The organism is Rhodococcus sp. NPDC003348, assembly GCF_053589375.1.
Genome location: NZ_JBSFRT010000001.1, coordinates 239378 through 262902, shown reverse-complemented (window position 1 = coordinate 262902; position 23525 = coordinate 239378). Strand labels below are relative to the sequence as shown.

20 protein-coding genes are annotated in these 23525 nt (G+C 71.1%); 10 read left to right on the top strand and 10 right to left on the bottom strand.

The window, feature by feature from the left end; translation table 11 throughout:
• The first annotated feature begins 46 nt into the window (after positions 1-46).
• On the top strand, positions 47-802 hold the full coding sequence (locus tag ACWDU4_RS01280; RefSeq protein ID WP_450112012.1) for a Mut7-C RNAse domain-containing protein: 756 nt from the start codon (positions 47-49) through the stop codon (positions 800-802).
• Positions 803-834: 32 nt separating this feature from the next.
• Here ACWDU4_RS01280 and ACWDU4_RS01275 read toward each other — a convergent pair whose 3' ends face one another.
• Positions 835-2061: a polysaccharide biosynthesis protein gene (locus ACWDU4_RS01275; RefSeq protein WP_450112011.1), complete on the bottom strand. Its 1227-nt coding sequence runs from the start codon at positions 2059-2061 to the stop codon at positions 835-837.
• An 80-nt stretch (positions 2062-2141) separates the two neighbouring features.
• On the opposite strand from ACWDU4_RS01275, the gene ACWDU4_RS01270 reads away from it, so the two are divergent.
• The gene (locus ACWDU4_RS01270; protein ID WP_450112010.1) at positions 2142-3983 is read left to right on the top strand and encodes a hypothetical protein; all 1842 of its coding nucleotides are present in this window, start codon (positions 2142-2144) and stop codon (positions 3981-3983) included.
• Here the strand turns inward: ACWDU4_RS01270 and ACWDU4_RS01265 are convergent.
• Positions 3912-5156 carry a glycosyltransferase family 4 protein gene (locus ACWDU4_RS01265; protein ID WP_450112009.1) on the bottom strand — a complete coding sequence of 415 codons (1245 nt, stop codon included), beginning with the start codon at positions 5154-5156 and terminating at the stop codon, positions 3912-3914. The two genes, ACWDU4_RS01270 and ACWDU4_RS01265, sit on opposite strands and share 72 nt — an antisense overlap.
• A gap of 138 nt (positions 5157-5294) precedes the next feature.
• Here ACWDU4_RS01265 and ACWDU4_RS01260 point away from each other — a divergent pair, with 138 nt between their 5' ends.
• The 4 genes from ACWDU4_RS01260 (at position 5295) to ACWDU4_RS01245 (ending at position 9821) form a co-directional block, all read left to right on the top strand.
• Positions 5295-6050, top strand: coding sequence for a class I SAM-dependent methyltransferase (locus ACWDU4_RS01260; protein WP_450112060.1), 756 nt, complete (start codon positions 5295-5297; stop codon positions 6048-6050).
• Between the two features lie 19 nt (positions 6051-6069).
• Positions 6070-6957 (top strand): ROK family protein, encoded by an 888-nt coding sequence (locus tag ACWDU4_RS01255; protein ID WP_450112008.1) that lies wholly within the window; start codon positions 6070-6072, stop codon positions 6955-6957.
• 150 nt (positions 6958-7107) lie between these two features.
• On the top strand, positions 7108-8280 hold the full coding sequence (locus ACWDU4_RS01250; protein ID WP_450112007.1) for a phosphotransferase family protein: 1173 nt from the start codon (positions 7108-7110) through the stop codon (positions 8278-8280).
• 92 nt (positions 8281-8372) lie between these two features.
• Complete coding sequence (locus ACWDU4_RS01245) at positions 8373-9821, top strand: aldehyde dehydrogenase (protein ID WP_450112006.1); 1449 nt, start codon at positions 8373-8375, stop codon at positions 9819-9821.
• A 64-nt stretch (positions 9822-9885) separates the two neighbouring features.
• Here the strand turns inward: ACWDU4_RS01245 and ACWDU4_RS01240 are convergent, their stop codons facing one another.
• Positions 9886-10458 carry a hypothetical protein gene (locus ACWDU4_RS01240; RefSeq protein ID WP_450112005.1) on the bottom strand — a complete coding sequence of 191 codons (573 nt, stop codon included), beginning with the start codon at positions 10456-10458 and terminating at the stop codon, positions 9886-9888.
• A gap of 198 nt (positions 10459-10656) precedes the next feature.
• Between ACWDU4_RS01240 and ACWDU4_RS01235 the strand changes: the two genes are divergently transcribed.
• Positions 10657-11619: a cation diffusion facilitator family transporter gene (locus ACWDU4_RS01235; RefSeq protein ID WP_450112004.1), complete on the top strand. Its 963-nt coding sequence runs from the start codon at positions 10657-10659 to the stop codon at positions 11617-11619.
• Between the two features lie 79 nt (positions 11620-11698).
• Here the strand turns inward: ACWDU4_RS01235 and epsC are convergent, their stop codons facing one another.
• The 7 genes from epsC to ACWDU4_RS01200 all read right to left on the bottom strand — a co-directional run bounded on the left by epsC (position 11699) and on the right by ACWDU4_RS01200 (position 18904).
• Positions 11699-12283, bottom strand: coding sequence for a serine O-acetyltransferase EpsC (gene epsC / locus ACWDU4_RS01230; protein WP_450112003.1), 585 nt, complete (start codon positions 12281-12283; stop codon positions 11699-11701).
• Between the two features lie 5 nt (positions 12284-12288).
• A complete protein-coding gene (gene cysK / locus ACWDU4_RS01225) occupies positions 12289-13224 on the bottom strand; it encodes a cysteine synthase A (RefSeq protein WP_450112002.1) in 936 nt (311 codons plus the stop codon).
• A 162-nt stretch (positions 13225-13386) separates the two neighbouring features.
• Positions 13387-15213, bottom strand: a complete 1827-nt coding sequence (locus ACWDU4_RS01220; protein ID WP_450112001.1) for a phosphoenolpyruvate carboxykinase (GTP) — start codon at positions 15211-15213, stop codon at positions 13387-13389.
• A gap of 317 nt (positions 15214-15530) precedes the next feature.
• Positions 15531-16250, bottom strand: coding sequence for a hypothetical protein (locus ACWDU4_RS01215; RefSeq protein WP_450112000.1), 720 nt, complete (start codon positions 16248-16250; stop codon positions 15531-15533).
• A 184-nt stretch (positions 16251-16434) separates the two neighbouring features.
• On the bottom strand, positions 16435-16737 hold the full coding sequence (locus ACWDU4_RS01210) for a DUF6802 family protein (RefSeq protein WP_450111999.1): 303 nt from the start codon (positions 16735-16737) through the stop codon (positions 16435-16437).
• A 45-nt stretch (positions 16738-16782) separates the two neighbouring features.
• Complete coding sequence (locus tag ACWDU4_RS01205; protein WP_450111998.1) at positions 16783-18165, bottom strand: hypothetical protein; 1383 nt, start codon at positions 18163-18165, stop codon at positions 16783-16785.
• Positions 18158-18904 (bottom strand): hypothetical protein, encoded by a 747-nt coding sequence (locus ACWDU4_RS01200; RefSeq protein WP_450111997.1) that lies wholly within the window; start codon positions 18902-18904, stop codon positions 18158-18160. The genes ACWDU4_RS01205 and ACWDU4_RS01200 overlap by 8 nt, the downstream gene beginning before the upstream one ends.
• Before the next feature lie 211 nt (positions 18905-19115).
• Here ACWDU4_RS01200 and trmB point away from each other — a divergent pair, with 211 nt between their 5' ends.
• Genes trmB through ACWDU4_RS01185 form a run of 3 tightly spaced genes read left to right on the top strand, consistent with a single transcriptional unit; the run spans position 19116 to position 23469 of the window.
• Positions 19116-19895: a tRNA (guanosine(46)-N7)-methyltransferase TrmB gene (gene trmB / locus ACWDU4_RS01195; RefSeq protein ID WP_450112059.1), complete on the top strand. Its 780-nt coding sequence runs from the start codon at positions 19116-19118 to the stop codon at positions 19893-19895.
• Positions 19892-20590, top strand: a complete 699-nt coding sequence (locus ACWDU4_RS01190; protein WP_450111996.1) for an NYN domain-containing protein — start codon at positions 19892-19894, stop codon at positions 20588-20590. The genes trmB and ACWDU4_RS01190 overlap by 4 nt, the downstream gene beginning before the upstream one ends.
• The gene (locus ACWDU4_RS01185) at positions 20590-23469 is read left to right on the top strand and encodes an MMPL family transporter (protein WP_450111995.1); all 2880 of its coding nucleotides are present in this window, start codon (positions 20590-20592) and stop codon (positions 23467-23469) included. The genes ACWDU4_RS01190 and ACWDU4_RS01185 overlap by 1 nt, the downstream gene beginning before the upstream one ends.
• The last annotated feature ends 56 nt before the right edge of the window (positions 23470-23525 follow it).

Below are 23525 nucleotides of genomic sequence, written 5' to 3'. Positions count from 1 at the left end.
CCCATTCGGTCGGTCCCGGCGGGCGTAGGTTGAGGCCGGGGGCTGTATGGCTGTCACCGACCGGCACTGCGAGTTCCGCTTCTACGAGGAGCTGAACGACTTCCTCGCGCCGAGTCTGCGCAGGCGGACCTTCCGGCACGACTTCACCGGCACCCCCTCGGTGAAGGACCGCATCGAGGCGTTCGGGGTGCCGCACACCGAGGTGGACCTGATCCTCGTCGACGGTGCACCCGTCGGATTCGACCGGCTGCTGCGCGGCGGCGAACGGGTCGCGGTGTACCCGGTGTTCGAACGCTTCGACCTGTCGGGAACGACCCGGCTGCGGCCGCGACCACTGCGGCAACCCCGGTTCGTTGCCGACGTGCACCTGGGCAGGCTGGCGTCGTACCTGCGCCTGCTCGGCTTCGACTGCCGGTACCGCAACGACGCCGACGACGCCGACCTGGTCGCGGTGTCCGTCTCCGAGTCACGCACCCTGCTGACCCGCGACGTCGGGCTGCTGCGCCGGTCCGCGGTGACGCGGGGCGCGTTCGTGCACGCCACCGAGCCGCGCCTCCAGCTGCGGGAGGTGCTCGACCGGTTCGACCTGCACGGGCAGATCCGGGCGTTGACGAGGTGCGCGCGCTGCAACGGTGTGCTCGACCCGGTCGCGCGGGGTCGGGTGCGGGACCGGGTGCCCGGCAGCGTCGCCCGCGAACAGACCCGGTTCAGCCGGTGCCGCGACTGCGGTCGGGTGTACTGGCCCGGCGGGCACGTCACCCGGCTGCGGCGACGGCTCGCGGAGGTCGGGGTGCGGCTGTGAGCCCCCCGGGACTTACCCGATGACCCGTTCGTTCAGTCGGAGCGATCCGATGGGACATTCGGGAACCCCGGGGAGGGCGGTTCGGCGCCGCGCAGTACCAGCAGGCTCGCGGCGGCCGCGGTGACGGCGGCGACGGTGGCCGCGACGGCAATCAGCTGCGACATGCTCGTCACCGCCGTGAGGACCACCGCCACCTCGACCGCCAGACCCAACCAGGCGACGCCCGCCAGCCACGTGCGTTCCCGCGCGATCGCCGACAGCAGCGCACCCTGCAGGACCGCCAGGCAGGCACCGGAGAGCGCGAACGCCCACAGCAGTCCCCGCACCGGAGCGTACGACTCCCCGAGCAGCGCGGGGACGAGCGGCGCGACGACCGCGGCCGCGACGACCGTGACGGCGCCGACCGCGACCAGCACGCCGAGCGCCGAGCGCACCGCCTGCGCCGAGTGCTCCGGGTTGGCCATCCGCGGGTACAGCACCACCCCGACCGCGGCGGGCAGCCAGAACGCGACCTTGGTGGCGACCGCGCCGAGTGCGTACTGCCCGGCCTGGTGCTCGTCGAGCACGATCCGCGCGAGCAGCACGTCCACCGACGAGAGCACGATCAACGCGAGCTGCACCTGCGAGGCCCGCAGCACGGCGGCGAGGGCGACCGCGGTCCGTGGGGTCGCGCGCGGCGGACCGTCTCCGGTGAGCAGCCGCGCGGCGACCGCGACCGCGCCGGTCCCGACCGCGGATGCGGTGAGGGCGGCCCCGGGACCGCCGCCGAGCACCAGCACGGCGACCGCGGGTGCCACCTTCCCGATGCCTGCCGCGGCGAGCACCACCGCCAGCGCCGCGAACCTCCCGACGCCCTGCAGCAGGCCCTGCTCACCGGCCAGGAGCACCAGCATCGGCGCGGTGAGCAGCGCGGCCGCGGTCGCGGCGACCCCGGTGTCCAGGATCGTGGCGATGGGGACGACCAGCAGCGCCGCGAGGACCGCGACGATGGCCGTGGCGCGGGCGGCCAGGCGGCGCAGCGCGGCGTCGTCGCCGCCGAGCACCACCTCCCGCGCGATGACGGTCTGCAGGGCGAGGGCGGGCACCGCAAGGACCAGCTGCGCGGCGGTGAGCGCGGCGAACTCTCCGTACCCGGCCGGGCCGAGCCACCGGGCGGCGAGCAGCGCCAGCAGGTAGGACAGGGCGTTCGCGGTCATCGACCCGGCGGTCACCATCGTCATCCCGGCCACGGCGGAGCCGGCGGCGGGGCGAGGTGTCATCCGCCCATGATGGCACCCGGCCACGCGTGTCCCCCACCGCCGCCCGAATACGCCCGCACGTCCCCTATAACGTGTGGTCCATGATCGAGCGGCCCGTGGGGCTCACCCGGGCCCCCGGGCCCGCACGGCCGGCCCTGTTCCTGGTGCCCGGGTACAGCCTGGCGTTGACGTTGCTGATTCTGGGTCCGCTGCTCGGGCCCGGGTATCTGCTGCTGCGGGACGCGGTGAGCACTCCGCGGTCGTACCTGACCGATTCGGCGTTGGGGCTGTCGGACGCGGCGGCGCGGGCGGTGCCGCAGGACGTGGCGGTCGCGGCGGCGTCGACGGTCGTGGACGGCGGCATCGTGGTCAAGGCGATCCTGCTGCTCGCATTGTGGGCGGCCGGGTGGGGCGCGGCGCGCATGGTGGCGGCCCTCCTGCCCTCCGCCGGAACCGCCGCCCGGCTGGTGGCGTCGACGGTGACGCTGTGGAACCCGTATGTCGCCGAGCGCCTGCTGCAGGGGCACTGGAGTCTGCTGGCCGGGTACGCGGCGCTGCCGTGGATCGTGGTGGCGGCGCAGAGGATTCGCCGCGAGCGCACGCTCCGCTCCCCACTGCTGTGGGCCCCGCTCGCCCTGCCGCTGGCCGCGGCCGGGCTGACCCCGACCGGCGCGGTGCTGGCATCGCTGCTGACGCTGGTGCTGCTCGCGGCACCGGGCGGCCGGGCTCCGCGCATGCCTCGTGTCGGCGTCGGGGCGGCGCTCGCGGTCGCGGCGTCGGCGCCGTGGCTGGTCGCGACGGCCCTGTCGGGTGCGGGCGCGCAGGGGGCGGATGCGGCCGGGGCGGCGGCGTTCGCGGCGCGCGCGGAGCCGGGACTGGCCACACTCGGCAGCCTCGCCGGCCTCGGCGGCATCTGGAACGCGGACGCGGTGCCGGGCAGTCGGACGACACCGTGGGCACTGGTCGGCACGGTCGTGCTGCTCGCGGTGGTCGGCTGCGGGCTGCCCGCGCTGTGGCGCAGGCGCGGCAACCCGGTGCTGGTCGCGCTGGCCGTACTCGCGGGGCTCGCGGTGGCGCTGCCCGCGCTCGCGGCGACCGGCCCCGGCCTGGTGGCCGGCGAGTGGGCAATGGTGCACGTGCCCGGCTACGGGTTGCTGCGCGACGCCCAGAAGTGGGTGGCCCTCGCGGTGCCGTTCTACGCGCTGGCCGCGGCCGCGGGTGTCGCGGCGGGCGCACGCCTGGCACGTCGGGTGTTCGCGCCGGAGCGGACGGGCGGCCGGGAGCGGACCGGGGTCGCCGCCGGGGTCGTGATCGTCGCGGTGCTGCTGTCGCTGCCGGACCTGGCGTGGGGTGTGGGGGGTGCGCTGCGTCCGGTGCACTATCCGACGTCGTGGCAGCAGGTCGCGACACTGCTCGACGGCGAGGACGGCGACGTCGCGGTGCTTCCGGTGGGCACGTTCCGCCGCTTCCCGTACTCCGGGCCTGCGCCGGTCCTGGATCCCGCGCCGCGGATGCTGCCACTCGACGTGCCGCAGACCGGGCGCCTCCTCGTCCTCCCTTCGGAGCCGACGTTCACCGGCGCCGGGTTCACCGAGATCACCGGGGAGGGTGGCCGGGCCGCGGAGGTCGAGCTCGTGCTTCTCGGCAGGGGCACCGCGGCGGACCTGTCCGCGCTCGGTGTCGGCTGGGTGCTCGTCGAGAAGGGCACCCCGGGCCTGCCCGGCGACCAGGAGTTGCTCGCCGGGCTGGATCACGTCTTCGGCGACGAGCACCTGACCCTCTATCGGGTGCCCGGCGACCCGGCGCCGCAATCGGAGCGCGGTGCGACGCGGATCGCGTTGGCCGCCGCCCACCTGGTGTGGGCGGCGCTGCTAGCGGGCGGCGGACTCGGCTGCGTACTCGGCGTCCGGCATCGCCGCCGGGTCCGCACCGATCAGCCCTGACACGTGGCGGCCGGCGGCGGATTCGGCGAGCACCCGGTGCACGCCGGCCGCGGTCTGCGACCACGAGAACTCCCGCGCCCGCGACCGCGCCTTCTCGCCCAGCTCGGTGCGGTGCTCCGCGTCCAGCAGCAGTTCCTCGACGGCGTCCGTCAGCGCCGTCACGTCCTCGGCGTTGTCGGCCGGATCGGCGACGTCGGCCCCGACCACCAGGCCGGTGACCCCGTCCACGATGGAATCGGTCAGGCCGCGGGAGCTTCGGTAGCCGACGGTCGGTACACCGTGCTGCGCCGCCTCGATCACCGCCAGGCCCCAGCCCTCCTTGCGGGACGGCATCACGTGCACCCAGGCCCGGGAGAGCAGTTCGTGCTTGCGGTGCTCGGACACGTGACCGTGGAAGGTCACCGCGTCCGCGATGCCGAGGTCGGCCGCGCAGGCCCGCAGGTTCTCCTCCCACCAGCCGCCGCCGATGACGTCCAGGTGCAGCGCGGGGATGCGGTCCCGCAACGTCGCGACCGCGGTGAGCGCGTCCTCGATCTGCTTGTGCGGCACCAGCCGTGACAACACGCAGATGCTCGGGTGCGCCGTGCGGGTGCCCGCGTCCCCGACCGGCGCGGTCGCGGGCACCGGGTCGACGCCGTTGCGGACCACGGCGACGCGGCCGCGATCGACGCCGAGCGCGTCGAGCTCCTCCGCGGACGGCAGCGACACCGTCAGGTACTGGTTGCCGCGGTGCAGCCGCGGCGAGAGCCGGGACTCGACCCACCAGCCGATCCGTCCGACCAGCCGGCCGGCCACGGGCCACTGCTCGCGGTGGCAGTGGTGCACGAGCACGGTGCTCGGGGCGCCGGCCACCAGCCGAGCGAAGAAGGGGATGCCGTTCTGGGTGTCGATGACGGCGTCCGGCGCGAGGCCCCTGAGCGGTCCGAAACCGAACCGGCCGGCGGCGATCGCGGCGAGGGCACGCGGATAGACGGTGAACCGGCCACCACCCCGGCTGATCCGGATACCGTCGACGACTTCCTCGCGCGGGGCGCCCGGATAGGAGGCCGTGCGGAGTGTCACCGAGATGCCGCGCGCGGCCAGACCGGCGCCGACCTGCTCGAGATAGCGTTCGCTGCCGCCGCCCTGGGGATGCCCGGTGTCGCGCCAGCACAACAACAGAACCTCGCGCACGGCACTACTCCTGGACCTCGGGCGTGTCGACCGCGGCGGCGGCCGGTGCACACCTTATCGGCTCAGCCCGGCCTGATGGTGCGGTCCGACCGCACCGTTTCCGGACCGATAGGCTGGCGCCTCGTGACCGCGCTCCCCGTGACCCGCATCTTCGCCCGTCGGGCCACCCTCCGCCGCTCGGTGCACCTGCTGTCGACCTTCAAGTACGAGCAGACCGACCCCGACGTCTTCTACGGCGCCCTGGCCACCGATTCGCTGGAACTGATCGCCGACCTCCACGCGGGAGCGACCGGCCGGACGCTGGACGGGTTGACGGTCCTCGACGTCGGTGGCGGTCCCGGCTACTTCGCCGACGCATTCCGCGGCGCGGGCGCGACCTACGTTCCGGTGGAGCCGGATCCGACGGAGATGCACGCGGCCGGGCTGCCCGCGCACGGCGGCATCCGCGGGTCGGGGATGGCACTGCCGGTCCGGGACGCGTCCGTCGACATCTGCTTCTCGTCGAACGTCGCCGAGCACGTGCCGGAACCGTGGACGATGGCGGACGAGATGCTGCGGGTCACCCGACCCGGTGGGCTGATGGTGCTGTCGTACACGCTGTGGTGGGGCCCGTTCGGTGGGCACGAGACCGGGCCGTGGCACGCGTTCGGCGGCGAGTACGCGGCCCGCCGTTACGCCCGCAAGCACGGCAGGGAGCCGAAGAACCGGTTCGGGGTGTCGCTGTTCGACGTCGGGGCGGCCGACGGGTTGCGCTGGGCGCGTTCGACTCCGGACGGCGAACTGCTCGCCGCGTTCCCCCGCTACCACCCCCGCTGGGCGTGGTGGCTGGTCAAGGTGCCGTGGGTGCGCGAGATCCTGGTGTCGAACCTCGTCGTCGTCCTGCGCAGGCGCTGACGCACTCTATGGTCGCAGGATGACCGCGCTCGCCCTGGACATCGGTGGCACCAAGTTCGCGGCTGCGCGGGTGCAGCCGGACGGAACGCTGGTCGCCGAGCGCCGCGTCGCGACACCGGGGTCCGACGTGTGGGCGGTCGCCGAGAAGCTGCTGACCGAGGTCGCGGGCGGGCACCGCGTGCGACGGATCGGGATCGGCTCGGCCGGCCCGGTCGACGTCGCGGCCGGCACGGTCGGGCCGCTGAACATCCCCGAGTGGCGCGGCGGCTTCGGACTCGTCGACGCCGTCCGCGGACTGTTCCCCGAAGCGGAGGTCACCCTCGCCATCGACGGCGCCTGCTGCACCCTCGCCGAATACCGGTTCGGCGCGGGGCGCGGGACCGGGAACCAGATCGGGATGATCGTCTCGACCGGGGTCGGCGGCGGGGTCCTGATCGGCGGCCGGATCGCGGGCGGGCGGACCGGCAACGCCGGCCACATCGGGCACGCCGTGGTGCCGGGCGCCGAGGACGTCGCGTGTGCCTGCGGCGGATTCGGCTGCCTCGAGGCGGTCGCCTCGGGACCGTCGGCGGTGCGCTGGGCGAACGCCCGCGGCTGGTCGGGGTCGACGGGGCTGGAGCTGTCGCGGGCGGCGGACGCGGGTGACGGGGTGGCGCTCGCGGCACTGCACCGGGCGGGAACCGCGGTCGGGACGGCGATCGCATCGGCGGCGGCCCTGCTGGACCTGGACCTCGCGGTGGTCGGCGGCGGGTTCGGTCAGGCCGGCGCCCCGCTGTGGGAGCCGATGCGGGCGGCCGCGCGGCGACATGCGCGGTTGTCGTTCAGCCGCGGGCTGCGGATCGTCCCGGCGGCGCTCGGCGGACGCGCGACGCTGATCGGCGCGGGCGCGTTGACGCTGGTCGACTGACCTTTCGCAATTTCGTTACAGGTCCAACCGAAATGGGGGCTGAATTCACGTCCGGAACTCTGTAACGTGTTCTAGTGTGCTTCTCACCACACTCTGCCTCGACGGCCGGGCGCACCGCCCTGCCCGCGGGGACGACGGAACGAGGGCACCGTGAGCGCAGCAGAAACCGCGTTTGGCGAAGGTGAGAACTTCTCGGAGGTCGCGCGTCCGAGCGATTCGAGACGCGATCCCGAGCAACTTCGCACCGCACTCCAGTCCTGGCTGACCGGCCGCCTACCCGACGGCGCCGATCCGCGCGTGTGCGAGGTGCACCTCCCCGACGCCAACGGCATGTCGAGCGAGACCATCCTGTTCGACGCCGAGTGGACCGAGGACGGCACGCGCCGCACCCACGATCTGGTCGCCCGCATCGAGCCGGGCGCCACCTCGATGCCGGTGTTCCCGAGCTACGACATGGGCACCCAGTTCGACGTGATGAAGGCGGTCGGTGAACTGTCCGCGGTGCCGGTGCCGGCCACCTACTGGTCCGAACCCGACCCCGCCGCGCTCGGTGCGCCGTTCTTCGTGATGCAGCGCATCGAGGGCGAGGTGCCGCCGGACGTGATGCCCTACAACTTCGGGTCGTGGCTGTCCGAGGCCACCCCCGAGCAGCGACGGGCGCTGCAGGACGCGTCCGTCGAGGTGCTCGCGCAACTGCACGCGATTCCCGACCCGGTTCGGCACTTCGGGTTCCTGCGCCTGCACGACGCGGGATCGAGTGCGGAGGAGTCGTTCCGGGCGCACCTGGCCCGCCAGCGCGGCTACTACGAGTGGGCGACCGCGGGCGGACCCCGGTCGCCGCTGATCGAACGGGCCCTGGGCTGGCTCGAGGCGAACGTGCCCGCCGACCCGTCGCCCGCCGTCCTGTGCTGGGGCGACTCGCGGATCGGCAACATCATGTATCGCGACTTCGCGCCGGTCGCGGTCCTCGACTGGGAGATGGCCGCGCTCGGCCCCCGCGAAATGGACGTCGCGTGGATGGTGTTCCTGCACAGGTTCTTCGAGGATCTCGCCACCCTGGCCGGGCTGCCGGGCCTGCCGGACTTCATGCGCCGCGAGGACGTCACCGCCCGGTACGCGACCCTGACCGGACACACTCCCGAGAACCTCGACTACTACAGCGTCTACGCGGCGCTGCGGCACGCGACGATCATGTTCCGCGTGCAGAGCCGGGCGATCGCGTTCGGCCAGTCCGCCCGACCCGACGACCCGGACGACATGATCCTGCACCGCAAGACGCTCGAAGACATGCTCGACGGCACCTACTGGGCCAGGGTGTCGTGACACCCGCCGCCGGCGAGGAGGCCCGCACCGCTCCCTAGACGCCGCACGACCGACCAGCGTTCCACGAAATCCGCACCAGCAAGGAAGAACTCATGACCGACTACGACAAGCTCTACATCGGCGGCCAGTGGGTGGCGCCGTCCACCGACGAACGCCTCGAGGTGTTCTCCCCCGCCACCGAGGAGCGGGTCGGCAGCGTGCCGGTCGCCGCCCCGGCCGACATCGACGCCGCGATCGCCGCCGCGCGCACCACCCTGGAGTCCGGCGCCTGGCCGCAGACGTCGCCCGCGCAGCGTGCCGAGATCCTCACCAAGGCAGCCAAACTCATCGAGGAGCGCTCCGACGAGCTGTGCTCGCTGATCTCGGCCGAGATGGGTGCGCCGCGGGCCGGGGTCGAACTGATGCAGAAGACCCCGTCGCTGGCCGCGCTGAACGCGTACGCGGGATTCGCGGAGTCGTTCCCGTGGGAGGAGGAGCGCACCGGCGTCTTCGGCACCACCAAGGTCTTCCGTGAGCCGGTCGGCGTCGTCGCCGCGGTCATCGCGTGGAACGTGCCGCTGTTCCTGCTGATCAACAAGCTCGCTCCGGCCGTCCTCGCCGGCTGCACCATGGTGCTCAAGCCCGCACCCGAGACCCCGATGAGCGCGAACCTCGTCGCGGAGATCTTCGCGGAGGCCGGCCTGCCCGAGGGCGTGCTGTCCATCGTTCCCGGCGGCGCGGAGACGGGCGAATACCTGATCTCGCACCCCGACGTCGACAAGGTCACCTTCACCGGCAGCACCGCCGTCGGCCGCAAGATCGGCGCGATCGCCGCGCAGAACCTCAAGCGCTGTTCGCTGGAGCTCGGCGGCAAGTCCGCCGCGATCCTGCTGGAGGACATGGACGTCCCCGCGACCATTCCGATGCTCGTGCTGTCGGGCCTGATGAACTCCGGCCAGGCGTGCGTCGGCCAGACCCGCATCCTGGCGCCGCGCTCGCGCTACGACGAGATCGTCGACGCGATGGTGAACTTCGCCCCGTTCCTGCCGATGGGCATGCCGGACGACCCGGCCGCCCAGCTCGGCCCGATCATCACCGCCAAGCAGCGCGACAAGATCCTCGGCTACATCGAGAAGGGCAAGGCCGAGGGTGCGCGCCTCGTTCTCGGTGGCGGTGTCCCGGCCGGCCTGGAGAAGGGCTACTTCGTCGAGCCGACCATCTTCGCCGACGTCGACAACTCGATGACCATCGCGCGCGAGGAGATCTTCGGCCCCGTCCTGTCGGTGATCCCCTACGACAGCCTCGACGAGGCCATCAAGATCGCCAACGACTCCGACTACGGCCTCGCCGGCTCGGTGTACACCACCGATGTCGAGAAGGGCCTGGAGGTCGCCAAGCAGATCCGTACCGGCACCTACGGAATCAACTGGTACGCCTTCGATCCCGGCGCCCCGTTCGGCGGCTACAAGAACTCCGGCATCGGCCGCGAGAACGGCCCCGAGGGCCTCGACGCCTACTGCGAGCTCAAGTCCGTCCTGATGCCCGCCGGCTACGGCATGTAGTCACGACCTCCACACGCGAACGCGCGCCGCACCGAAAGGTACGGCGCGCGTTCGCGTCTCTGGATCAGCTGCCGCTGCTGCCGCTGCTGCCCTGCGACACGCCGGCCAGGGTGAGGAGGACCGGGATCGCCTCCGGGTTCTCGAGCACCGTGCTGCCGAAGTCGAGAACACCACTGACACTGCCGATGCCGGACGGGACGATCACCGGCTTCATCGCCGTCGCGGCGTCCTTGGTGATCCCGGCGCACGCGCCGACCACGGCGTACACGCCGTCGGGCAGGTTCGAGACCGTCACCGTCACGGACCGATCCAGGATCGTGGTGACCGCCGGCGAGCCCTTGATGACCCCCGAGTTGAGGATCCCGAGGAAGTTGGCCGGGTTGGTGATGTCCGCCAGCATGGCTGAGATCTCGATCGCCCGGCCCGCGTCGACCAGGCCGGCCGCGCACCCGTCGAGCACGCCGGTGTTGGGGTCGGTGAGAGTGAAGGTGACGTCCCCGCCGCTGACCGACGCACTGAGCTCGGGCGCGGTCGCGGTCGCGGCCGACGCCGTCGCAGGCATCGCCAGGGCAAGCGCGGCGGTGGCGGCGGTGATCGCGGCGCCGCCGGCGATCCTCTTCATGGTGGTACTCGGCATCATGGCCCCTTCTCGGTGGTACACACGGAAAGCCGCGGCCACACCGTGTGGCCGCGGCAGCGGTAGAACGTCAGCAGGGTATGCATCCCGTGCCGGAAATAGGCGGAATACGCGGTTGATCGTTAGCAATTCAAGATCAAACTCGTTGCGCGGTGTCGGTCGGACCCGCCGAGTGCATCCGGTCGTATCGTTCGTTCCATGACCGAACGCGACACCGCGGCGGACGCGGACCAGGAGAGCACCCTGACCGTACTGCTCGCCTTCGGGGCGAATCTGGCCATCGCCGTGGCGAAGTCGGTCGCCGCCGCGGTGACCGGATCGGCGTCGATGGTCGCCGAGGCCACCCACTCCTGGGCCGACACCGGCAACGAGGTGCTGCTGCTGATCGCGAACCGGCGGTCCCGGCATGCCGCCGACCGGGCGCACCCGCTCGGCTACGGTCGCGAGGCGTACATCTGGTCGATGTTCGCCGCGCTCGGTCTCTTCGCGCTCGGCTCGGGCGTCTCGATCACGCACGGCGTCCAGGAACTGTTCCACGCGGAGCCGGCCACCGACTTCGGCATCGCCTACGCGGTGCTGGGCATCTCGCTCGTGCTGGAGGCGATCTCGTTCCGGCAGGCGTTCCGGCAGGTGCGTGCCGAGGCGGCGACCGCGGACCGAGACCTGTTCGAGCACGCCCTCAAGACGTCCGATCCCACGGTGCGCGCGGTGTTCGCGGAGGACGCGGCCGCGCTGATCGGACTGGTGATCGCGTTCGGCGGCGTGCTGTTGCACCAGCTGACCGGCTCCCCGGTGCCCGACGCCATCGGTTCGATTCTCGTCGGCATTCTCCTCGGCGTGATCGCGGTGATCCTGATCGACCGCAACCGGCGCTTCCTGGTCGGTGAGGAGGCGTCCCCGCAGCTCCGTGAGGCCGGCCTGCGGGCACTGCTCGACCTGCCCGAGGTGGACCGGGTGACGATGCTGCGAATGGAGTACCTCGGACCGCGGCAGGTGTATCTCGTGGCGGCCGTCGACCTGGTCGGCGACGACGTCGAGCACACCGTCGCGGAGCTTCTCGACCGCTGCGAGAAGGCACTCGAGCGGCATCAGCACATCCGCAAGGCGGTGCTGTCGCTGTCCACCCCCGACGAGCCGGCACTCACGCCCGACAACGCCTGAGAGCCCCCGATCCCGAAATGGCCCACCCGTTCGGTCGGACCGAACGGGTGGGCCATTCAGGAAGTCGCCGGGACGGGGATCAGATGTACATCGCGGGATCGATGTACATGTTCGGGTCGACCAGCTGCTCGTGCTGGCGTCCGCTGCGGTGCCGGACCGTCGCGGGAATCCCCGTCGCGATCGAGTCGGCCGGGACATCGCGGGTGACAACGGCATTCGCCCCGATCGCGCTGTCGTCCCCGATCACCACCGGGCCGAGCACCTTCGCGCCCGCGCCGATCGTGACCCGGTTGCCGATCGTCGGATGCCGCTTGGTCTTCGCCAGCGAACGACCGCCCAGGGTGACGCCGTGGTAGAGCATCACGTCGTCACCGATCTCGGTGGTCTCCCCGATCACCACACCCATGCCGTGGTCGATGAAGAACCGCCGGCCGATCGTCGCACCGGGATGGATCTCGATGCCGGTCAGGAACCGGGTGAACTGCGCCAGCACCCGCGACGGACCGCGAAGCGCGGGCACGGCCCACATGCGGTGCGCGACCCGGTGCGACCAGATGGCGTGCAGCCCCGAGTAGACGAGCGCGTTCTCGGCGTTGCTGCGCGCGGCCGGGTCCTGTCCGCGCGCGGCGTTCAGGTCCTCCCGAACCGTGCGCAGCACTCCCATACCGCTCAGTCCCGGATGTGCTCGAAGAGCGGCGTCGAGATGTAGCGCTCACCGAAGTCCGGGATGACCACGACGATCAGCTTGCCTGCGTTCTCCGGACGCTTGGCCAGCTCCAGCGCACCCCAGACGTTGGCGCCTGCGGAGATGCCGCCGAGGATGCCCTCGTCGGTGCCGAGGCTGCGGGCGGTGGTGATGGCGTCGTCGAACTTGACGTCGATGATCTCGTCGTAGACCTCGCGGTCGAGGATGTCGGGCACGAAGTTCGGGCCAAGGCCCTGGATCTTGTGCGGGCCGGGCTGGCCGCCGGTCAGGATCGGCGAGTCGGCAGGCTCGACACCGACGATCTGCACTCCGGGCTTGCGCTCGCGCAGCACCTGGCCGACACCGGTCAGGGTGCCGCCGGTACCGATGCCCGCGACGAAGATGTCGACCGCACCGTCGGTGTCGGCCCAGACCTCCTCGGCGGTGGTGGCCCGGTGGATCGCCGGGTTGGCCGGATTCGCGAACTGGCGGGCGAGGATCGCGTTGTCGGTCTGCCCGACGATCTCCTCGGCCTTCTTCACGGCGCCGGCCATGCCCTCGGCGCCCGGGGTGAGCACGATCTCGGCACCGTACGCGCGCAGCATCACGCGACGCTCGGTGGACATGGTCTCCGGCATCGTCAGGATCACCTTGTAGCCGCGGGCCGCCGCGACCATCGCCAGCGCGATACCGGTGTTGCCGGAGGTGCCCTCGACGATGGTGCCGCCGGGCTTGAGCTCGCCCGACTTCTCGGCGGCGTCGATGATCGCGACACCGATCCGGTCCTTGACGCTGTTGGCAGGGTTGTAGAACTCCAGCTTCGCGACGACCTGCGCCTGCGTGCCGTCCGTCAGTCGGTTCAGGCGGACGAGCGGCGTGCGCCCGACCAGCTCGGTGACGTTGTTGTAGATCTGGCTCATCGCTGATCCTCTCCCCGTGCGTATACGCCGGGCGTCGCTGTTCGTTGCATGTATTCCACCACTGCCACTCGAACCGACCCACACCGGCTCCCGAAACAACCGAAGGGAGCCCCCGATCGGTCGGACCGATCGAAGACTCCCTTCAACGTGAAGCGGCGTGACTCAGCCGAGGCGCTGCTTGAGTGCCTCGAACTCGTCGCGGACACCGGACGGCACCTTCTCACCGAGGAACTCGAACCACTCCTCGATCAGCGGCAGCTCCGCCTTCCACTCGTCGACGCTCACCGCGAGGGCCTCGTCGACGTCGGCGGCGACGACATCGAGACCGTCCAGCTCGAGATCCGCCGCGGTCGGCACGAAGCCGATCGGGGTGGTCTGCGCGCCGGCCTTGTGCTCGATGCGGTCCACGATCCACTTGAGGACGCGGGAGTTCTCACCGAACCCGGGCCACAGGAACCGGCCGTCCTCACCGCGACGGAACCAGTTCACGTAGAAGATCTTCGGCAGCTTGTCGGCGTCGGCGTTCTTGCCGAGGGTGATCCAGTGGTTGATGTAGTCACCGGCGTTGTAGCCGATGAACGGGATCATCGCCATCGGGTCACGGCGGACCGAACCGACCTTGCCCTCGGCCGCGGCGGTCTGCTCGGACGACAGGGTCGCGCCGAGGAAGGTGCCGTGCTGCCAGTCGAAGGACTCGCTGACCAGCGGGACCGTCGTCTTGCGGCGGCCACCGAACAGGATCGCCGAGATCGGCACACCCTGCGGGTCGTCCCACTCGGGGGCCAGGATCGGGCACTGCGACATCGGGGTGCAGTAGCGCGAGTTCGGGTGGGCGGCCTTCTCGCCGGACTCGGGGGTCCAGTCGTTGCCCTTCCAGTCGATCAGGTGCTGCGGGTCGCCCTCGAGGCCCTCCCACCAGACGTCGCCGTCGTCGGTCAGCGCCACGTTGGTGTACAGCGTGTTGCCGGCCTCGACCGTTTTCATCGCGTTCGGGTTCGAGCCGTGGTTGGTGCCCGGCGCGACGCCGAAGAAGCCGAACTCCGGGTTCACCGCGTACAGGCGGCCGTCCTCACCGAACCGCATCCACGCGATGTCGTCGCCGAGGGTCTCGGCACGCCAGCCGGGGATGGTCGGCTGGATCATCGCGAGGTTCGTCTTGCCACACGCGGACGGGAACGCGGCCGCGATGTAGTAGTTCTTGTTCTCCGGCGAGATCAGCTTGAGGATGAGCATGTGCTCGGCCAGCCAGCCCTCGTCGTGGGCCATCGCCGACGCGATGCGCAGGGAGTAGCACTTCTTGCCGAGCAGGGCGTTGCCGCCGTAGCCGGACCCGTAGGACCAGATCTCCCGGTCCTCGGGGAAGTGGGTGATGTACTTGGTGTCGTTGCACGGCCACGGCACGTCGGCCTGACCCTCGGCCAGCGGCGCACCCACCGAGTGCAGCGCCTTCACGAACGGCTTGTCGGTGCCGAGCTTGTCCAGGGCGGCCTGACCCATGCGGGTCATGATGCGCATCGAGACGACGACGTACTCGGAGTCGGTGATCTCGACTCCCAGCTTCGGGTCCTCGGCGCCGAGCGGGCCCATGCAGAACGGCACCACATACATGGTGCGGCCGCGCATGCTGCCGCGGTACAGGTCGGTCATCAGGCCGCGCATCTCGGCCGGATCCATCCAGTTGTTGGTGGGGCCGGCGTCGATCTCTTCGCGCGAGCAGATGTAGGTGCGGGACTCGACGCGCGCCACGTCGGACGGGTCGGAGTTGCCGAGGAACGAGTTCGGCTTCTTCTCGTCGTTGAGACGGGTGAAGGTGCCGGCCTCGACCAGCTTGGTGGTCAGCCGGTCCCACTCCTCGTCCGAACCGTCGGCGAAGACGACGCTGTCGGGCTGCGTCAGCTCCGCCACCTCACGAACCCAGGCGAGAAGTTCGCCGTGCGAGGTGGGCGCGGGGTCGGTGCCATTCAGACCGGGAATGGTCGCTGAGGTCATCAAACTCTCCCTGGGGTGTTCCGGAATCGATTCACCGCGCCCCGCCCTCCGGCGGTGCTCGATGTAGCGCGATTGACCCCTCTCGGCGGGGCACTACCCGCTGTTCCGTCTCCGTGTGCGAGTGGTTTCACACGGTCGACGACGACGCGGGCGCCGGGTGTCCTGGTAAGAGGTTAGCGCTGCAGGTCCGCGTGGTGGGAATCGGGTCACGTCCGATCGGTCACAGGACCGATTCAGTGATCTGGCACGGCCGTCACACGACTCCGGCGGTGACGACCGAAGTCGTCACCGCCGGAGTCGGTTGTGGTGCTCTCGGATCAGCTGAGGCTGCCCTCGATCACCTTCAGAATGGTGTCGCCGAGGACGTCGCTGATCGAACCGGTCGAGGACAGCTGTCCCTCGGCCGAACCGGTTCCGGTCTCGTCCGCGACGCTGAGCACGGTCTCACCGGCGTTGGGCAGGCGGACCTTGAAGCACGCGGTCAGGTCCGGCAGCTCGTTGCTGACGCCGACGGTGCCCGCGACGCCGACGCCACCGCTGGTGATCGCCGTGCCGGGGGTCGAGTCCTTCGGAACCACGTAGGTCGTCTCGAGAGTGACCGGGTTACCGGAGTTGACGAACCACCCGGTGCTGGTGAACTTGTAGCCGGCTCCGTTCGGGGTCGCGGTCACCTCCTCGGGCTGCTGACCGCCGATTGCGTTGAAGGCGGTGATGACCGACTTGACGGGCGCACCGAATCCGGTGGGCGGGAACTCGGTGATGGTGTTGACGTACGGGTTGCCGATGCTGGTGGTACCGATCACCGTCTTGTAGGTGACCTGGGTGCCACCCGCGGCCTCCGTGACGTTGACCGAGCGGTCGTAGGTGTGGGTGATCCACACGGTGCTGGCGTTGTTCTTCTCGGCGTGGCTGGACTGGTTGCAGTCGGCGGCGCTGGCGACACCGGTTCCGAGGCCGAGGCCGACGACCGCGCCTGCGGCGACGAGGGCACCGGAGGCGGCGACAGCAGTGATCCGGCGCATCGAGGATCGGGACATGTAGATCTCCGTTTCGATCAGGTACAGGCCCCGCGCATCCCACCGCGGTCGGCCCGGTGAAGGTGTGACATGTGCGTGATCGTCGTTACGCACCCGACCTTTATACGGACATCCGTCCAGTTTGCTGAGCGTTTTCGGAAATTCCGATATGCATCCGCTCGTATACGACGCCGCGCGGCCGCGCTCACAGCTGTCCGAGGTCGGTGCGGTCCCAGCGCACCGTGCCGTCGGCGTCCCGCCGTGGCTCCCACGCCGCGTACCCGCCGTCCCCCTCGACCCTGGTCAGGTGGTCCGCGCGGCCGTCGCCGTCGAGGTCGGACACGACCGTCACCCCGTCCGCATCCGCGAACGCCCGGGTGTCGAGGATCCCGTCGCCGTCGAGGTCGACGGTCGGATCGAACAGGACGATGTCCCCGTCCGCCGGACCCGACTCCACCGACACGGAGTGTTCTCCGAGCAACCCCATCATCAGCATCTCGTCCTGCATCGCCGCCACCCTCCCTCGATCACACCGGCCCGTCCCCGAGACCGGTCACTGCCGACTTGGACGCACCACTCCGTCCCCCGGTTCCGCCAGCGCCCGGTCGATCACCGCGAGGTCCCGCTCCACAGCAGCCACCCGGCCCGAGGTGCGGGCCAGGTTCTCCCTCAGCGCCCGGTCCAGGTCGGCGAGCGCCGGCTCGGTCGCCGCGACCCGCTGCCGGTGGGCGCGGCCGATCGCCTCGCCGATCTCGGCCTCGGTGTCGACGAGGCGGGTCAGCACCCGCTGTTCGAGCCCGGAACGAACCTGCGCCATCGCCTCCGCGATCCACTGCCGCAGGTGTGCACGATCGGCAGCCACGCGGCGCATCCGCGTCAGCCACCAGGCGGCGAGTGCGCCGAGGAGCAGGGTCACCGGGACGGCGATCAGGTCGAACACCGCACTGCCCGCCATCGGGGACATCACCAGCCTGCCCAGGCCCGCCCCCGCGGATGCCCCGACGACGATCACCATCCGCTCCTCGACGCCCCGGTGCCGCGGCTGCGGATCCACCACGGCCGGCGGCGGCCGGTTCGGACCGGCCACCGGATGCGCCTCTCCCAGCACCTGGGCTCCCAGCCCGGTCAGCGCGACGCTCGTCGCCGCGTCCAGTTCGACGGTCAACGTCGCGACCTCGTCGCGCAGCCGTTGCGGGACCTCGTGGAGTGCGTCCTCGTCGGACCGGTCGAGTCCGGCGCGCAGCGTGGTCGCGGCCGCGCGCACCCGGTCGCCGACCTGATGTGTGAGGTCGACCCGGGCCAGCGCGGTCAGCCGGCGCAGTGCGGCGAGGCCCTCGGCGCGGACGTCGTCACGGTCCGCGATCAGGGCAGTGCGCCGTTCCCGCAGCCGCGGCGTGTCGTCGTCACGCCGCAGGTCGGCGGCGGCCTCGGCCACGATCGCGCGGGTCCGTTCGAGGACGGCGCGGCGCGGGTACCCGGGATCGGCGCCGCACAGGGCCTCGTCGACCGCGGCCCGCAGTTCCGGCAGCCCGCGGCCGGTCACGGCGGACACCGGCAGGATCGGGTGCCGCGCGACCGCGGGCATGTGTTCGGAAAGCAGCGCGGCGTCGCGGCCGAGCACCGACGGCCAGTCCCGGTGCGCGTCGACCCGAGTCAGCGCGCACACCACCGTCGTCCCGCTCGCCGCGACCGACTCGAGCAGCGAAAGTTCCTCCCGTCCGAGCGGGGCCGCGGCGTCGAACACCGTCACCGTCACGGTCGCCACGGGATCCGGGCCGTCGACGACCCGGAGGTCGGGCAGCAATTCGCCGAGCCGCGTGGACAGGGTGCTGCGACCGGTTCCGGGCAGGCCGGCGACAGCGACAACCGGCGCGGACGACTCGTGGACGCCGGGGTGCCACCGGCGCAGGACCCGGTCGATCTCCCCGTCAGGCACGACGCACCAACCGGCGAACGGCCGCGCGGTGCCCGGCAAGGGCGGCACGGGCGGAGTCCGCGTCGGACGCGGTGTTCAGCCGGACCCGCCAGCACGACGCCTCGTCGCCGGCGTCCCCGTCCTCGGCGGACACACCGGCCGCGGAGGCCGCGAGCCACACGGCGTCGTCGGAGGCGAGGAGGTCCTCGACCGCGTCGCGCAGGCCCGCCACCCCGGCCAGCGACCGCAGGAGCGTCAGCAGGGCCGCCGCCCGATCGGCCCGGACCGCGGCGACCCGCACCGCGAGCACGTCGCGGACCTCGCCGAGACCGCGGACGGCGCCGACCGCCGTCACCGGCAGGCACGGCGCGCCGAGCGCGACCGCCGCCCGGGACGCGGCCCCGGCCGGGTCGGTCAGCGTGTCCGCCTTCGTGAGCACCACCACCAGTCGCCCACCGGCGGCATCCGCGGCGGCCCGGTCGGCACCTCGCGGCGGGTCGAGCACGGTCAGGACCACGACGTCTCCGGTGGGGACCGGGTCGGTCGCCCCCGGGCGGTCCCACGCCTCGGACTCGACCACCTCGGCACCGGGTACCGGCCCCAGCGCGGCGACCAGGGCGGACCGGCCGACGCCGGCACGGCCGGTCACCTCGATCCGCACCGGCGCACACACGGTTCCGACGAGCCTGTCGAGGTCCGCTGCGGCGCCCGTGTCGAGTGCCGACCGCACCCGGTGCAGGATCGTTTTCGTCGACGCCATCGCGTCACCCCCAGTGCTGAAACACCCGTGCGCGCCTCCCCGACGCGCGTGGCGATAATCGCAGCCGGCGAACGAAAACGACAGTCGATTCGCGGAGCGAACTGGCAAACATCCGGCGAACGTGCAGGTCGTGGACCATTAGCGCGCGCAAGGCAGCGAAAGCCGTGATGACACGCCGGGGCCAAAGTCTCAACCAGCCCTTAAGACCCAGCTGCCAGAATCCGGGGTCATGCGTGACAATGGTGCGGTGAATGACGCCGAACCCCGGGTGGAGGGTGCTCCCGAACGGGGCTCCCGCCTGTATCCCCGGGTGACCAGTTTCCGCTCCCGCCGCGGCGCCCTGACCGATTCCCAGCAGCAATCCTGGGACCGGATGTGGCCGACCATCGGTGCCGACGTATCGGACACCCCGCTCGACATCGACGGGTGGTTCGGCCGGAAGGCACCGACCATCATCGAGATCGGATGTGGAACCGGCACGGCGACCACCGCGATGGCCAAGGCCGAGCCGCACACGAACCTGCTTGCGGTGGAGGTGTACCGCCCTGGGCTCGCGCAGCTGCTCCAGTCCATCGAGCGCGACGACATCACCAACATCCGCATCCTGCGCGGCGACGCGATGGACGTGCTGGAGAACATGTTGACGCCGGAGTCGCTGGTCGGTGCGCGCGTGTTCTTCCCGGACCCGTGGCCGAAGGCTCGCCACCACAAGCGCCGGCTGCTGCAGCCTGCGACGTTCGCCCTGATCGCGGACCGGCTCGCGCCCGGTGGCGTGCTGCACGTGGCGACGGACCACGCCGAGTACGCAGAATGGATCTCCGAGGCGGGCGACGGCGAGCCTCGATTGACCCGGCTCGACTGGGACGAGTTGGCGAGCGGCGCGATCGACTCGCCGATGACCCACGAGCGCCCGGTCACCAAGTTCGAGGACAAGGCGCATCGCGTCGGCCGTCCGATCACGGAAATGATCTGGGGAAAGGTCAGCGGATGAGCGTCAGCGAACGACTACCGGACACGGCCGGGGCCGCCGGCGACGACAGCCGAGAGCCCCGACAGCCACGCCGGGTACTGCTGGTGTGGGACGCGCCGAACCTCGACATGGGGCTCGGCGCAATTCTGGGTGGCCGGCCCACCGCGGCGTACCGGCCCCGCTTCGACGCGCTCGGCCGCTGGCTGCTCGGCCGCACGGCCGAGCTGTCGGGGACGAGTTCCGTCCGGCTGGAGCCGGAGGCGACGGTGTTCACGAACATCGCGCCGGGCAGCGCCGACGTCGTCCGCCCCTGGGTGGAGGCACTTCGTAATGTCGGTTTCGCCGTGTTCGCGAAGCCGAAGATCGACGAGGACAGCGACGTCGACTCCGACATGCTGGACCACATCGCGCTGCGGGCCCGTGAAGGCGGTCTCGGCGGTGTGATGGTCGCGTCCGCCGACGGCCAGGCGTTCCGCGAGCCGCTCGAGGACATCGCGGCGACCGGGGTCCCGGTGCAGGTGCTCGGGTTCCGGGAGCACGCGAGCTGGGCGGTTTCCTCGGAGATCCTCGAGTTCGTCGACCTCGAGGACATTCCCGGGGTGTTCCGTGAGCCGCTGCCGCGCGTGAGCCTGGAATCGCTGCCCGACGAGGGCGCCTGGCTGCAGCCGTTCCGTCCACTGTCCGCTCTGCTCCTCGGACGTCAAGGAGTGCAATAGTGTTCGCCAGCTGGGGTCGCCTCGTCTATCGCCTCCGATTCACTGTGATCGGGGTGATGGTCGCGCTGATGCTCGGCCTCGGCGCGTACGGCCTCGGACTGGAGAAGAACCTCAGCCAGAGCGGGTGGGACGATCCCGGCTCCGAGTCGGTGGCGGCCGCGAAGCTCGCCGACGGCACCTTCGGCCGCGACACCACGGCGGACGTGGTGCTGCTCTACACGGCACCCGAGGGCAAGACTGTCGACGATCCGACGTTCGCCGCGAAGATCACGAAGAACCTCGAGGACGTCGTCGCGAACAACCCCGACCAGATCCTCAAGGTCAACGGTAGCTATTGGACGACGAAGGTCGCGGCGCTGGCCGATGCGACCAAACAGCACGCGATCGCCAGTGTCGCGATCGCCGGCGACAACGACACCGAGGTCGCGGCCAACTTCCGCGAGATCCGCGACCAGTTCTACATCGACGGCATCGACGTGCGGTTGTCCGGCCTGCAGCCGGTCACCGGAACGCTCAACGACACGATGGCCAACGACGTACACCGGATGGAACTCCTCGCGATTCCCGCGGTCGGTGTGCTGCTGTTCTTCATCTTCGGCGGCATCGTCGCCGCCGCACTGCCGCTGATCGTCGGTGGCCTGACGATCATCGCCGCCAACGGCGTCGTGAAGCTGTTCACCCAGTTCACCGAGGTGAACTCGTTCGTGTCGCCGGTGGTTTCGCTGATCGGCCTCGGCCTGGCGATCGACTACGGCCTGTTCATGGTCAGCCGGTTCCGGGAGGAGATCGCCGAGGGCTACAGCACCGGCGACGCGGTGCGCCGGACCGTGATGACCGCGGGCAGGACCGTCGTGTTCTCGGCGACGATGATCATCGCCAGCTTCAGCGGGCTGCTGATCTTCCCGCAGGGCTTCCTGAAATCCGTCGCGTACGGCGCGATCGCCGCGGTCGCATTGGCGGCCCTGATCTCGGTGACGGTGCTGCCCGCCATCCTCGGCATCCTCGGGCGCCGGGTCGACGCGCTGGGCCTGAAGTTCATGCGCAAGACCAAGACCACCGAGGAGATCGAGAACAGCTACTGGGGCCGGATCACCCAGTGGGTCATGAAGCACCCACTCAAGGTCGCGATCCCGATCGTGATCGGCCTGCTGTTGCTGACCATCCCGATCTCGGGCATCAAGTTCGGCGGCATCAACGAGACCTACCTGCCTCCGGACAACGCGACCCGGCTCGCCCAGGAACAGTTCGACGAACTGTTCCCGAACAACCGCACCGAGCCGATCAAACTGGTCGTCGAGGGCGCGCAGGGCGCGCAGCTGACCCAGATCGTCAAGGAGGCCAGCGAGGCCCCCGGCCTGGTCGAGAAGTTCACGATCAACAACCCCACCAAGGACGACGTGACCGTCTTCAAGGCCGGGCTCGTCGACCGCAACGACGCGGAGTCGACAATCGACTACCTGCGGTCGATGGACGTCCCGGACGGGGTGACCGTCCTGGTCGGCGGCACACCCGCGATCGAGCACGACTCGATCGGGGCACTGCTCGGCAGCCTGCCGCTGATGGTGGTGATGGTGGTGTTCCTGACCACGCTGCTGATGTTCCTGGCGTTCGGATCGCTGGTGCTGCCGATCAAGGCGGTGCTGATGACCGCACTGGGCCTCGGCGCCACCCTCGGCATCCTCACCTGGATCTTCATCGACGGTCACGGCGCCGGCCCGTTGAACTTCACCCCGGGACCGATCATGTCGCCGGTGCTGGTGCTGATCATGGCGATCATCTACGGCCTGTCCACCGACTACGAGGTGTTCCTGCTGTCCCGGATGGTCGAGGCCCGCGCACAGGGCGCCAGCACCACCGAGGCGGTCCGGGTCGGCACCGCGCACACCGGTCGCATCATCACCGCGGCCGCGTTGATCCTGATCGTGGTCACCGGCGCGTTCGCGTTCTCCGAACTGGTGATGATGAAGTACATCGCCTACGGCATGATCGCCGCGCTGATCATCGACGCCACCCTGATCCGGATGGGCCTGGTGCCCGCGGTGATGAAGCTGCTCGGCGACGACTGCTGGTGGGCTCCGGCGTGGATGAAGCGCATTCAGGAACGCCTGGGTCTGGGCGAGCCGATCCTCGACGACGAGCGGATGCCCGACAACGTCCCCGAGATCGAAGCGGTCGGTGTCCCGGTGCCGCGACCTGAAGCCACGCGACGTCGGACGACGCCGTTGACCCGCGACGCGATCGAACGGGTGCTGCCACCACGCACCGCCGCCGCGTCCCGGATCGCGGCGACGGCCGAGCCGCTGGTCGGCGAGCCGATGACGGAGCCGATCCCGCAGGTGACGCCGAAGCCCGCCACTGCTCCTCGCCCGGCCCCCGCGCCGGCCCCCGCGCCCGCGCCGGCGCCCGCGCCGAGAAGCGGTATTCGTGGGCCTCGGCCGGAGCCGACCGAGCCCCCGCGCCCGGCGCCGCCGGCACCCGAGCCGCCCGCCACCGCGGACCGGCCGATCGAGAGTTGGTTGTCCAGCCTGCGGGTTCCGACCGGCGCACCCGTGAACGGTGCGCCCGGCGCCGCGCCGACGAACGGTGGGACGCCGCCGCCCTCGCCGGTGCCCCCGGCACCGCGACCGGCACCGGTCCCCGCTCCCCCGCCCGCACCCCAGCAGCAGGCCGGCCCTGCGCCGCGCCCGGCAGCTCCGGCGCCGCGTCCGACTGCTCCGGCACCGCGTCCGGTTCCGGCACCCACTCCCCCGCCGACCGCACCGGTCACCGCACACCAGGGCGACGCGGAAGCCGATCCGAACGCCGGTCGGCATCGGCACACCGAGGGCGCACCGACCGTCAGCGTCCGGGAACTGCTGGCCCGCCAGCGCCGGGACTGACCGCGGGTCGTCGCGGGATCGCGTCTGCCCGCGCGAACCGCGACGACGGGGAGCCG